Source organism: Chryseobacterium sp. TB1-D10 (assembly GCF_059803555.1).
In genome coordinates, this window is record NZ_JAPFHB010000005.1 from 245,749 (window position 1) to 260,258 (window position 14,510).

Consider the following 14,510-nt stretch of genomic DNA (forward strand, 5'->3'; position numbering starts at 1 on the left):
ATTATAAAAAAATAATAATTTTATGAAAATAATTCAAAAATTATTTTATTTTTGTCGGCTATTTATAATTCAAAAGAGAATTGTGAATAATATCAATTATAAAACACTTCAAGTATGACCAAAAATTTATTAATTCTAACCGTGAAGAAACATTTACTTTTCTTATTCATTTTTTGCTTTGTTTTAGGGTTTTCTCAAAGTGCCGATTTTAACAGTGCTTATGTAGTCCTTAATAATAACGGTGTTGCAAACAAATTTTATAAACTGAAAAATAATACTGCAGATCTCACCAATCCCAATTTCAATGGATCAGATCTCGGTTCTTTCAACGCCGGTAGTACATTGCTTTTGCAAGGAGCAGAGCATAATGTCTTTAAATGTGGAAGTTGTGATTTGACGGCCACCAAAATTAATTACAGGGTTTATAAAACGGGAACCACTCCCGGATCATTTTCTACCATGAATATTGGCTTTTCATCTGGTGGAGGCAATGGCTGTGGCGGCCAGAATCAACAGTGGAGAGATATTGGTGGTTCAAATAATTTGCTTTCCGGTTTGTCTTCCGGAGGGAATTACACTGTTGAGGTGTACAGTGATGCTACCATAACTTGCGGATCAGGGACAGCTTATGATAGCAATGGAGGCTCTAATTATAAGGCGACTTTTACTTATTGCGGCCCAACGACCGGCGCTTTACCGGCAGGTAATTATTCCATTCCAGGTTGTTTCGCTACTGTCAATTCGGCAGTAACATATATCAATGCTAACGGAATTACAGGCACTGGCGGTGTGCAGTTTGATGTGGCAGCTGGTTATACAGAAACGGCACCTGTTGGTGGTTTTTCCATTACAGCAACAGGTACAGCTACAAATCCAATAAAATTTGTAAAGAGTGGAAGTGGGAGTAATCCTACTTTTACAGCCCCAGTACAAGACACAACAAATCCGTATGACGATGCAATCTTCAAAATCATTGGAGGAGATTACATTACCATAGATGGATTTACTATGCAAGAAAGAACGACTGGCACTTTTACTTATTCAGGTACATCAAATAATGTGACGGAATTTGGTGTTGCTTTGTTCTACGCAAGCTCCTCGAACGGTGCCCAAAATTGCACTATTAAAAATTGTACTATTGATATGGATATTAATGGCGGTAATAGTTACGGTATTTATTCAAATAGTTCACACAATTCTACTGCACCAACTACTTCAAATAATTCTACAGCAACAACTGGAGCTAATAGTAATCTGACGATTACGGGAAATACTATAACGGATGTCAACACCCCAATTGTTGTGATTGGAAGTTCCAGCACTGCAACTGATCTAAATGATGGTTTAATCATTGGCGGCAGTTTGGCTGATGCAAATACTATAACAAATTTTGGAAAAACAGCTCCTACTAATACTTTTAATGCTGTAACGGGTACGATAAATGGAATTTTAATTAGAAATACGAAAAACTTTACTGTATCATACAATGTTATCAATAATACAGCTATAGTAACGCCAGCAACATTAAGTACATTACGTGCAGTTTTTGTGGATGGTTATAGTAATACTCCTACAGGAACTAATAATATTAGTATTTCTAATAATAAAATCTCTTTAAAAGCAAATGGTGCTACCGTGCAAGGAATCAATATTTCTTCCAACTCTGGTACAGCTAACAGCGTAGCTATAAACAATAACGAGTTTTCTAATTTTACGATTCCTAGTGGAGCTTTAACTTTTTTGTCAAACTCACAGACGGCTACAAATAGCTCTATTAATGCCAATGAATTCCAAAACCTAAGTATTGCTTCAACTGGGAGCATTACTTTTATTTCAAATGGTACATCGGCACCATCTGGTGGCAGTAAAACTGTAAACAACAACAAAATTGTTACCGGATTTACAAAATCAGGAGCAGGAGGGACAGTCACAATTTATAACGATAATGCTTCATCTGTAGCGGGCTCTATCGTAGTAAACAACGGCAATGATTTTTCAAATCTGACATTGCCAAATGCTTCCACTACAATAACTGGATGGGTAAATACAGATTATGCTACATCGAATCCTACGAAAACTATTGAAAATAATAAGTTTGAAAACTGGAGTATTACAGCAGGAGCAAACTGTGTGATTATGGATCTGAATGGTTTTGGAGGGACAACATCATCGGTGTCTAATAATTCTATTAAAAATATTTCAAAATCAAGCACCTTCGCACTTACAGGAATTCAAATTGGTAGTGTAGGAAATGCCACGACTTTAAATGTTTCCGGTAATACTGTAGAGGCACTGACGTCAGCAACGGGAAGTTTAATTGGTATTCAGGATACTAATGTATCTACAGTTAAAAATATAACATTAAATACACTTAAAAACCTGACCTCTGCAACTACTAATACATTGACGGCAATCAATCATTTGACTTCAACTACTACGGTTAATATTTCTAATAATACAATTACCGATATTAATGCTACTGGTACTACAGCAAGGGGGATAAATAATGGAACTGCTGCGACTGTAAATATAGAAAATAATACCATTGATGATATTAACCTCAGTAATTCTTTATCCAATACAACAATTATAGGTGTAAGTTGCTCAAATGCAGCATCAGGAACTACTGCCGCAATTAAGAATAATATATTAAGCAATTTTGTAAGTAATTCTACTCCTACAACTTCTCAAGTTTTAGGAATCAATTTAAGTGGATCACAAAACTTTGATGTGAGTAATAATCAAATCTATAACTTCACTGGTGTCTCCCAAAGCACAAGCACAGGCTCTGCAGCATCAGTAATAGGTGTATTTACTTCCTCAAGTGGTGCGTCTCAAAAAATTAACAAGAATATTATTCATAGCTTAAAAAACAATACCACATCTGCAAGCAGCACAACTGTTTTAGCAATTGGTACATCTTCTACTTCCGCAGGAGGAGAAATCATCGGAAATAGAATCTATGGTTTCGAAAATAAAGCTACTGGAACTAATCCTTTTATTTCTGCATTTATTCCGAACGGAGGTAACTGGACTTTTGCTAACAATATGGTTAGCTTAATTAATGGTTCTAATACCAATGGAATGCAGTGTACCGGTATTTTTGATTCAGGATCTTCCGGTACAAGAAACTACTACTATAATACCATCTATATTGGCGGTAGCTCTTCAGGTACTCAAAATAGTGTAGGTTTACAATACAATTCCGGCGCGGGAGCCGCTAATATTAGAAATAATATATTAAATACAGCCAGAACAGGTAGTGGAAAAAATTACTCAATTGCTAATCTGTCTGCAGCCATCACTGGATTTACATCTACTAATAATGTATTGAATGCTTCTAATGCTTCAACTATTGCAGCTACAAACGGTATTACAGATAGAACATTTGCCGCTTGGCAGGCTCTTGGTTATGATGCCAATAGTTTTAATAATGTTCCAATGAGCTTCATCGATATAACAACCGCGGATTTACATTTGCCGGTTACGGCTTGCTCAGATGTTGAATCAGGTGGGATTCCAGTTTCTGTAACTACAGACTATGATAGCGTTACAAGAAGTACAACGATGCCGGATATAGGAGCAGATGAAATTACTGGAACTAAACCGGCTGTGATTTCATTAGTGGCATCTTCTGCTTCTGTTTGTGAAGGTAGTTCAGTAAATATTACGGCATCAAGCACAGAAAATTATACCTATACATGGGATGCGAGTCCAACGCTTACTACCACGAGTGGAGCAGCTGTAATTGCAAGTCCAATAGTAACCACTACCTATTTTGTAAATGGTGTCTCTGCTGCAGGATGTGTAAAAAGATCATCTATTACAGTAACGGTAAATCCATCTCCTACGGCAATAACTGCAATTACAGAAACACAAAAATCGGCTACTGCTATTACGTCCTCTTGTGACGTTGATTATGTAGAACTAAAGGCTGTTGGAGGTAGTATAGCTGGCTTAACAAAAGTTGTCAACTCAGGAACTGTAAATTTATCTATCCCCGATGGAATTTTGACTACCGGTATTTCACAGACACTTGCAGTAAGCGGTATCAGTACCAATGCTATTGTTACAAAAGTAGAAGTTAAGATTAATATAACTCATACCTGGGATAATGATTTGAGAGTAAACTTAGAAGCTCCAAATGGTAAAATTGTAAATCTAATTAACCAAGCGGGAAGTTCTGATGATAATTTTACGAATACAATTATAACCTCTGATACTTCTGCTGGAGCATTATCTTCTGGTTCAGCTCCTTTTACGGGAACTTTTAGAGCAGATCTAGGTGATGTAGGAGTGATTGGAACAACTCCTAATGTTAATACCATAAATTTTTCTGATTTATTTACTACCCCGAATGGAAATTGGAAAGTAAGAGTTTATGATGATACAGCTACGGATACTGGAACATTAGTGGATTGCTCTTTAATAGTTACATACACAGATTCCCAGATTACTTGGTCTCCAACAACAGGATTGTATTCGGATACGGCACTTACTTTACCTTATAATGGCACTGATTATTTATCCACAGTATATGCAGCTCCAACAACAGCTACAAGCTATACTGCCAAAGCTACTCTTGGAACCTGTGACAAAACATCTGTTTCGTCTCCTATTGTAAGAAACAAAGAAGAATATGTTGGAGTAGGAGCAGATTGGAATACTGCTTCAAACTGGTTCCCAGCGGTTGTTCCGGATAATACTAAGTGTGCTGTAATTCCTGCAGGAAAAACAATTGTTATTAATATTAATAATGCAGAAGCAAAATCATTAACTATTGCAGAAACCGGAAAAGTGAGCATTGCAGCAAGCAGTTCCTTAAAAGTTGTAGATGCTATTAATATTCCTGTAAATAACTCTGCAAATGATAATCTTGTATTGGAAAGTAATGCTGCTCTTTTGCAAGATAATGCTAGTCCGGGTAATGTAGGTAATATTATAGTTAAAAGAGGAACGCATATGCGGAAGTCAGACTATACCTACTGGGGTACGCCAGTTACCGGGCAGAAATTATTAAATACCGGAAGTGGTACAACAAGCGCAACTCACACTACTGGTGGTTTTTCTGAAGGTACGCCTAATAACAGAATATACAGGTACAATGAGCCGGATGATACTTTTAAAGCAGCTACTGATCCGGAATTTGTTTCGGCTAAAGGTTACGCGATTAGAGGAAAGGATAGTTATTTCATTAATGATCCAAATCCTGTGGCCGATGAATTCAAATTTACTGGAACCCCTAACAACGGTAATTATTTCTTTGATGTCAAAAAATCTAAGAACACAATTTCAGGCGGTGTAACTTATGATCATGGTTACAATATGATTGCTAATCCATATCCATCGCATATTGATTTTATCAAGTTTTATAATCTGTCTAATAACACAGGCAAGAACAGTGATGTGATTTTCGGTAAAGCTTGGTTCTGGACCAATGTTCCTGGTGCTCCAACGACACAAAACGGATCCTCCTACACTCCAAATAACTATGCAATCCTCTCCCTTGCAGGCGGAACACCAGCAACAGGTGTGGATGTATCGGAGACAACCGGATCTCCAATCCCGAATGAATTTATAAAAGTAGCACAAGGTTTCATCGTTCAAATGAGAGGAACGCCACCTACAGGCACGGATCCTGCATTATCAGGAACTTTGAAGTTTGATAACTCTATTAGAACCAATAATATGACGGGTAATTTTTATAACAGTAAAATAAATGAAAAGGAAATCAACCGTTATTGGGTAAAATTAATATCACCTTACAATATTGTAAATACAATTTTAGTAGCCCACATGGAAGGTGCCACCAATTCTTATGATCCGGATTATGATGCAGATCTGTTGTCATTAGGGGATGATTCTTTCTATTCAAAGCTGAATACTCAGAAATTGCAAATCCAGGCAAGAAATAATCCGCTGAATACTGAGGATGTCATTTCTCTTGGAACTAAATATTCTACAAACGGAACTTATAAAATCGCTCTGGGAGACAGAGAAGGAATATTTGAATCAGGACAAAAGATATATCTTAAAGATAAGTTAACAGGAAATTTAACAGACCTTACAAACCAAGATTATATATTTACCGTATATAAAGGAACAGACGAAACACGTTTCGAAATTGTTTACAAAAGCGTAGAAGTTCTTGCTTCGGATGAGTTGAAAAAATCAGATTTCTTGGTTTACAGAGACGGAGAATATTTTGTTATCAAATCATCCAACAATCTTGAAAATGTTGAAATTTATGATGCCGGGGGTAAATTATTGGTTTCCAAATCAACTTCCCAAAAGGAAATCCGAGTCAATGCCAATATGCTTCCTACTGGTGTTTACATCATAAAAGCACAAAACTCTGGAAATGTAAAAACAAAAAAAATTATTAAATAGCAATCGAAATCATATTATTAATATAATTTAACATAAAGAACTTTAGATTTTACTAATTTTTTATATCTTTACACCTTGAAAATTATGTTTATTTTTAAACGAACGATGAAAAAATACTTTACCCTATTATATATAACAGCAAGTGTTATGTGTTTTGCACAGTTTCAGGATAATGCCTTCGAGCAGAATAATTCAGCTACTTTGCAGCATCAATCAGATGCCAATAGCTCAGCACAAGCTGGAACAAATGGTACAGAGACCCCATCAGGTGGAAATCAATCTTCATTTGGTGTTCCAGGACCAGGAGAACAGGAAGAAGGACCAGGTAACCCTGGAGAACCGGTTCCTATTAATGGGTATATTCCGTTATTATTGATTACCGGATTTGCTTTCATTATATATCGTGAGAGAAAAAATAAAAAAGTTAATATTTAAAATATTTGAATCCGAAATTAATTAATTTCGGATTTATTTTTAAGATATGTATAGAAATGTTCTAAAGCCAATATTTGACTTCTTCTTAGCGTTGGCTTTGATGATTGCTCTTTCTCCAATATTTTTGTTATTAATTGTCCTTTTGTATCTTTTTAATAAAAAGAATGTTTTCTTTTTTCAGGAAAGACCGGGAAAAAATGAGCGGGTTTTCCGGATTATCAAATTCAAAACAATGACGGATCAGAAAGATGAATTCGGGAATCTTCTCCCAGATGAACTTAGACTTACCAAAATGGGTAAGTTTGTGAGAAAGACATCTTTGGATGAACTTCCTCAATTGATCAATGTACTGAAAGGAGACATGAGTTTTATAGGCCCAAGACCACTTCTGGTAAGTTATCTCCCTTTGTATAATGATGAACAAAAAAAACGTCATCTTATAAAACCGGGTATTACGGGATGGGCTCAGGTCAACGGAAGAAATGCACTTACCTGGCAGCAGAAATTTATTTATGATGTGTATTACGTAAAACATCTTAGCTTCGCTTTGGATCTCAAAATTTTTTTATTAACCATAAAAAAGGTTGCAAAAAGTGAAGGAATCAACAGTGACGGACAGGCAACAACAGAAAGTTTTAAAGGGAATGAATAATGAATTGTACATTTTAGGAGCTGGTGGTCATGCTAAAGTTATAATCGAGATAGCTGAACTATTAGACTATAAAATTGCCGGCGTTTTTGACCAAAATGAAAATGTGAAAAATATTTTAAATTATCCGGTTTCCCACAACTTAATAAATCTCCCAAAAAACCCAAATATATTTTTTGCACTTGGAAGCAACCAAAGCAGAAAAAATAATTCAGAAAACTTTGAGACTACTTCTTTGAATTTAATCCATCCCTCGGCAATCATTACTAAGAATATTGATTTGGGTCGTGGTAATGCTGTCATGGCAGGCGTTGTGATCAACTCATCTGTAAAAATAGGTAATTTTTGTATCATAAATACATCTGCAAATATAGATCACGATTGCGAAATTGAGGATTATGTTCATATTGCTCCAGGCACTGCTTTAGCAGGGAATATAAAAGTAGGAGAGGGAGCTCAGGTTGGAATTGGTGCCTGTGTAAAACAAAATGTCACCATTGGTAAATGGGCTATTATTGGAGCTGGTGCAGTAGTAATAAATGATGTTCCGGACTATGCAGTCGTTATCGGTAATCCTGCTAAAGTATTGAAATATATTTATTGAATTTGAAAATTTGTCACTTTATTTTGCAAATATCTATAAGTAAGTTATTATATGCTTAAAAAGTAAAATTTTCAAGAAAGAATAATTATTGTTTCTAATAATTTAATAATAAACAATATATTGATTGAATTATAATATCTTTGCAAAACTAAAAAAATTAATAGATGAATTCTAAAATTTGGCTATCATCTCCTCACATGGGTGGAGATGAGATGAAATACATTCAGGAAGCTTTTGACCACAATTGGGTTGCGCCATTAGGCAAAAATGTAGATGAATTTGAAATAGCCATAGAAAATTTTCTTGGAGAGAATAAACTTGCTGCGGCACTCAGTTCTGGAACTGCGGCTTTACATCTAGCTTTGATCCAATTAGGAGTCGGCTACGGTGATGAGGTAATTTGCCAGTCTTTTACATTTTCTGCATCTGCAAATCCGATCAAGTATCTTGGAGCTACACCAGTTTTTGTAGACTCTGATAAAACCAACTGGAATATGTCTCCGGAATATCTTGAAAAAGCAATTCAGGATAGAATCAAAAATCATAAAAAACCAAAAGCCGTAATTGTAGTTCATCTCTATGGCATGCCTGCCTTGATGGATGAGATTTTGGATGTCTGCAACAGATACGAAATTCCATTGGTAGAAGATAGCGCAGAATCTTTAGGTTCGAGCTATAAAGGCAGAAAATGTGGGACCTTCGGAGAGTTTGCATTGCTTTCTTTTAATGGAAACAAAATTATTACAACCTCAGGAGGCGGAGCATTGGTATCCAATACAAAGGAACAAAAAGCCAAAACTATTTTCCTTTCCACACAGGCTAGGGATCAGGCACCGCATTATCAGCATTCTGAAGTAGGATACAATTACAGACTAAGTAATATCTGTGCAGGAATTGGAAGAGGACAGATGGAAGTTTTAGGAGAAAGAGTGATGCAAAGAAGAGCGAATCATGATTTTTACAAAGAATTATTTTCTGACATAGAAGCTGTGGATGTTTTTACTGAGGCCAATTCTGACTTCTATTCCAATCATTGGCTTACGAGTATAACAATCAATAAAGACATTACCTCAAAAACAAATCACGACTTGATGTCTGCATTTGCAGAGGAAAATATAGAAACGCGACCATTGTGGAAGCCAATGCACCTTCAGCCAGTTTTCAAAGATTGTCCGTATTACGGAGAAAACGTAGCCGAAGAGTTATTCAATCAGGGGCTTTGTCTGCCATCTGGTTCCAATCTTACAAATGATGATAAAAAAAGAATTTATGATGTTGTAATTAATTTTCAATTTTAAAAAATAGCCATCAGAAAATGGAGAATGTTAAAAATCTTAAGAGATTTTCGCTCAATGATAATGTATTGGATCTTGCAGATCTTAAATTCCTGCCAAGATGGGTTATCTTAGTTATTGATGTATTAATAGTATTTACATCGCTTTTAGTATCACATTTATTGATTCTTGGTCTGGATGTGAAGCACTACAAAGTATTTCCTCTCACCTATGTGTTTGTTTTCATCATGGCAGTGAATGTTTTGTTTATGTATATATTCAGAACTTATTTAGGTGTTATCAGGCATTCTACTTTTGTCGATCTTTTTAAGATTTTTTTGGCCAATTTGTGTAGCGTCTTAGCAGTAGTCATTATTAATTATACTTATTATCTAAGTGCTAACGAAAAAGTGGTTCTTATTCCCTTTATGGGATTGTACTTTGCGATTTCCTGTTTGTTTTTATTTGTATTCAGGCTATGTGTTAAAGGTTTTTTTAATATTATTAAAGAAAATAAAAGAAGCGGAAGCAGAAAAAAAATCTACATTTTGGGTGATGATGACACGTCTGTTGCTATTGCGCAGGTAATTCTTTCAAATCCCAATTTACCCTTTGATATCCGAGGTTTCATATCTTATCACAACAAGAAGGTAAGCATTAAACTATTAGACAAACCGATTATTACAAAAGCTAATTTCATCGATGACCTTAAAAATGGTATTGATGATGTTAGTGGTGTTTTAGTAATTAAGGAAGCTTTACAAAAAGAAGAATTAGAATTCTGGGTAAATGTTTTTCTAGAACATAATCTGAAGATTTATAAAGCACCAGCTATGCAAAAACTGCGCAGCAACGAGATCATCAATCAGATTAATACCATTCAGATTGAGGATTTGCTGAACAGAAGACCAATCAAGCTGGATAATCTTGAAATTAAAAAAAGACATTTTCAGAAAACCGTTTTGGTAACGGGAGGCGCGGGCTCTATCGGTCGTGAGATTGTAAGACAAGTTGCGCTGCTGGAGCCTATGCAGATTGTAATTCTGGATCAATCGGAAACACCGCTTTACGACACGGAGTTGGAAATGAAGGAAACTTATCCTCATATCAACTTCAAATTTGTATTGGCCGATATTTCTAACCTTAGTCGTCTGGAACCATTATTCAGTAAATATAATTTTTCGATGGTTTACCATGCAGCGGCGTATAAGCACGTTCCAATTGTAGAGGAAAACCCTCACGAAGCTGTACTTGTAAATGTAATGGGGACAAAAAATTTGGCATTACTATCCAGTAAATATGGTGTCAACAGATTTGTAATGGTTTCTACTGATAAAGCTGTGAATCCTACAAATGTAATGGGTGCGTCCAAAAGGGTTGCAGAATTATTTGTTCAGTCTTTGCAAAATCTTGAAGGTAATACGACTAAATTCATTACCACCCGTTTTGGGAATGTATTGGGATCAAACGGATCTGTGATCCCGCATTTTAGAAAACAGATAGAAAAAGGAGGTCCTGTAACCATTACCCATCCGGATATCGTAAGGTATTTTATGACCATAGCAGAAGCCTGCGAATTAGTTTTAAATGCAGGTACAATGGGTATGGGTGGCGAGATCTACGTTTTCGATATGGGAGAACCTGTCAAAATTCTGGATCTTGCAAAAAGGATGATAAAGTTGTCCGGGTTTGAACCGGATATTGATATCAAAATTATTTACACAGGGTTAAGACCCGGTGAGAAGCTATACGAAGAGCTGCTGAGCGATAATGCACGCACTTTGCCCACCTCTCATGAGAAAATTATGATCTCCAAAGATCCTTCTATGGAATTTGATGAGATCGACGGATTGACCGAGCTCGTAATAGATTTTTCTAAAAAAGAAGAAAAGCAGGAAATTGTAAGAATACTAAAATCTATCGTAAAAGAATTTAAAAGCAATAATTCTATATATGAATCGTTAGATAAATAAGAATCCCTATATTTGCAAACCTTCAATTTAAGAAATCATTTATGAGAAGAGCTTTATCCATAATTTTTATGGCCTCATTGTTTTGTGTAATATTTTCATGTAAAGTAAAAGAGGATATCGATTACATGAAAAATATAGAAGATGTAGCTATTAAAACCTCAAATAGAACTTATATTTCTACTATACAACCATCAGATCAATTGGTTATTACTATTTTGGCGAAGGATAATGAAGTCGCGAAACCTTTTAATAGAGATTATTATTCTACGGATATGTCACAGCTTTCTGGGATGCCAAGTCGTAGTTCATCTACTGAACCAAGCTATATCGTAGATTCAAAAGGTAATATTGATTTTCCTATATTAGGTACTTTGAATACCACAGATAAAACAGTAGATCAATTTAAAGACGAACTGAAAGAAAAGCTTTCCAAATATATCAAAAACCCTGGTGTTAATATTAAAACGACTAATTACAAAGTCACAGTACTGGGTGAGGTAAATAGGAGCGGAACATTTTCTATTCCCGACGGACAACCAACAACCATACTTAATGTTTTAGGTTTGGCAGGTGATCTTACTATTTACGGACAGCGTAAAAATGTCTTAGTTGTGAGAAATGTAGATGGAGTTACATCCAAAGAGTATCTCGATTTAACTGATGCCGGATTTATTAATTCTCCTTACTATTATGTAAAGCAAAATGATGTGATATACGTATCACCTAATAATGCCAGAAAAAGTGCATCTTCTTACGGACCTCAAACAGGGATTTGGATTTCTGTTGCTTCGGTTCTGATAGGGGTTTTGGCGCTCCTATTTAGATAATCCATTATTTTTATTTCTAATGGAAAAATCTTTTAATAATTCATCAGATTCTGACTTGGCTGCCATTGTTAAGCCCTATTTGACAAGATGGTACTGGTTCTTTATTAGTGTTCTGATTTTTAGTGTTTTTGCATTTATATATATCCATTATAAACAGTCTGTTTACAACATTAAAAGTGCAGTTCTTATTAAAGATGCAAAAAAATCATTAGGTGCTAGTTCAGGAGTTGGGGATATGGGAATACTGGAGGGTTTGTCCGGTTTTGGAGGAATGAGCACGAATAGTATCGAGAATGAATTAGAGATTTTTAAAACAAAAAAATTAGTTCGGGATATTGTATCAAGCAATGAGCTTCAAACAACTATATATAGTAAAGTTGACTTTCCGAAAAAAGAACTTTTTGGAGATACGGCTCCAATAAAAATTCATGTAGTTAACGAAAAGAAAAATAAGAAATTCCCAAAAAAATCTTTTTTTTTAACAATTGAGAAGAATAGATTATTTCTGCGTTCAGAAGAATATAATTTTGAAAAATCATTTGAATTTGGGAAATTGATAAGTTTACCTTTTGCAAATATTATCATTCTAAATAATGAAAAATTTGATAAAGTAAAAGCCGAAAAAATAAGCAGTGAATTAGAAATTAAATTTTCTACTTTAGAATCAGCTGCTACAAGCATACATAAAATGGTGCAAGTAGAATTGGCAGATAAAGACGCAACAGTAATTTCCTTATCCATAGATTATCCGGAAGTAGAAAAAGCTAAAACCATTATTAATGGGTTAATTTCAGCTTATAATAAAGATGCAATTTTAGATAAAAATTCTGAATCCCAAAAAACAATAGAATTTATTGATGACAGAATATTGATGATCTCCAGAGAATTAGGAGATGTGGAATCTGAAAAGGAGAAATTTAAAACGGATAATAGGATTACAGATCTTATGACAGAGGCTAAAATAAACCTCGAAAGTTCTGCAGATGCTAAAAAGAAACAATTGGAATTGGATTCCCAGCTAGAACTTAATAATGACCTTGTATCATATCTTAAAAAACAAGACAGTTACGAATTGCTACCCGTAAATATTGGGTTGGAAAGTAATGAGTCTAATGCAAATATTATTAGTTATAATAAAATGGTATTAGATAGAAATACACTACTTGAAAATGCAACTCCTCAAAATCCACTAGTGATAGATATTACTAAACAGATTAATTCTATGAAAGAATCTGTTTCAGAATCTCTGTTGAAAAATAAAGCAGCGCTACAGTTTGCATTAAATGAATACCAATCGGAACAAAATACAATAAACAACAGAATTGTTAAAATTCCTTTACAGGAAAAATTATTCAGATCTCTTGAAAGACAGCAACAGATAAAAGAAAATCTGTATTTACTTTTACTTAAAAAGAGAGAAGAAACTGCTATTTCTTTAGCTATTGTTGCGCCAAAAGCACGTATTGTTGAGCCTGTTGTAATATCTGATAAGCCTGTTTCTCCTAAAAAGAATTTAACACTTCTATTTGCGATAACCCTAGGTTTATTAGTGCCATTAGGCTTTATTTATATAAAGGAATTGATAAATAATAAAATAATCACTAAAAATGATTTGAAGAAACTTTCTAATATTCCCATTATTACAGAAATACCTTCAATAAAAAAGAATGAAGATCATTTGGTGAAATTTAATGATTTTTCTTCCTTAGCGGAATCCTTCAGGATATTGACTACAAATATGGGATTCATGCTTAATAATACTTCTCAGGAGTCCAAAGTGATTTTTGTAACATCATCTATAAAGGGTGAAGGAAAAACTTTTATATCAATGAATTTGGCGCTGACGCTATGTAACGATAACAGTGTCATTATTATAGGTGCTGATATTAGAAATCCACAATTGCAACGTTATAATCAAAATAATAAAAGTATTCCAAAAGGGTTAACTGAATTTTTATATGACGATTCCACATTGGTGGATAACATCATTTTTAAGAATCCAATCAATGATAAATGTGATATTATATATTCCGGAATGATTCCTCCTAATCCTACAGAATTACTAAAAAACGGTAGACTAGGAGTATTGTTGGAAATACTGAGAAAAGAGTATCAATATATAATTATTGATACTGCTCCGTTATTATTGGTTACTGATACGTTAACAATTGCAAAATATTCCAATTTAGAACTTTATGTAACACGGTCCAATTTTACGGAAAATACACTGATAGAATTTGCAAATGATATCGTAGAATCGGGTAAGTTAAATAATGTTGCATTTGTTATAAATGATGTAAAAAAAGAGAATTCCGGATATGGGAATAAGTATGGTTATGGTTATAATAATAAATAATT

8 protein-coding genes are annotated in these 14,510 nt (G+C 34.5%); all 8 read left to right on the top strand.

Annotated elements, in window-relative coordinates:
* Positions 1 to 114 precede the first annotated feature (114 nt).
* The gene (locus OPU68_RS09025) at positions 115 to 6,390 is read left to right on the top strand and encodes a DUF8693 domain-containing protein (RefSeq protein WP_498473654.1); all 6,276 of its coding nucleotides are present in this window, start codon (positions 115 to 117) and stop codon (positions 6,388 to 6,390) included.
* A 105-nt stretch (positions 6,391 to 6,495) separates the two neighbouring features.
* Positions 6,496 to 6,825 (top strand): hypothetical protein, encoded by a 330-nt coding sequence (locus tag OPU68_RS09030; protein WP_498473655.1) that lies wholly within the window; start codon positions 6,496 to 6,498, stop codon positions 6,823 to 6,825.
* A gap of 46 nt (positions 6,826 to 6,871) precedes the next feature.
* Entirely contained in the window at positions 6,872 to 7,477 is a 606-nt protein-coding gene (locus OPU68_RS09035) for a sugar transferase (protein ID WP_498473656.1), read from the top strand.
* Positions 7,419 to 8,078 (top strand): acetyltransferase, encoded by a 660-nt coding sequence (locus tag OPU68_RS09040; protein WP_498473657.1) that lies wholly within the window; start codon positions 7,419 to 7,421, stop codon positions 8,076 to 8,078. The genes OPU68_RS09035 and OPU68_RS09040 overlap by 59 nt, the downstream gene beginning before the upstream one ends.
* Before the next feature lie 164 nt (positions 8,079 to 8,242).
* Positions 8,243 to 9,376, top strand: a complete 1,134-nt coding sequence (locus tag OPU68_RS09045; RefSeq protein WP_498473658.1) for an aminotransferase class I/II-fold pyridoxal phosphate-dependent enzyme — start codon at positions 8,243 to 8,245, stop codon at positions 9,374 to 9,376.
* 17 nt (positions 9,377 to 9,393) lie between these two features.
* Positions 9,394 to 11,325 (top strand): polysaccharide biosynthesis protein, encoded by a 1,932-nt coding sequence (locus tag OPU68_RS09050; protein ID WP_498473659.1) that lies wholly within the window; start codon positions 9,394 to 9,396, stop codon positions 11,323 to 11,325.
* Positions 11,326 to 11,450: 125 nt separating this feature from the next.
* Positions 11,451 to 12,152, top strand: coding sequence for a polysaccharide biosynthesis/export family protein (locus OPU68_RS09055; protein WP_498473660.1), 702 nt, complete (start codon positions 11,451 to 11,453; stop codon positions 12,150 to 12,152).
* Positions 12,153 to 12,171: 19 nt separating this feature from the next.
* Positions 12,172 to 14,508 carry a GumC family protein gene (locus tag OPU68_RS09060; protein ID WP_498473661.1) on the top strand — a complete coding sequence of 779 codons (2,337 nt, stop codon included), beginning with the start codon at positions 12,172 to 12,174 and terminating at the stop codon, positions 14,506 to 14,508.
* Positions 14,509 to 14,510: the final 2 nt, after the last annotated feature.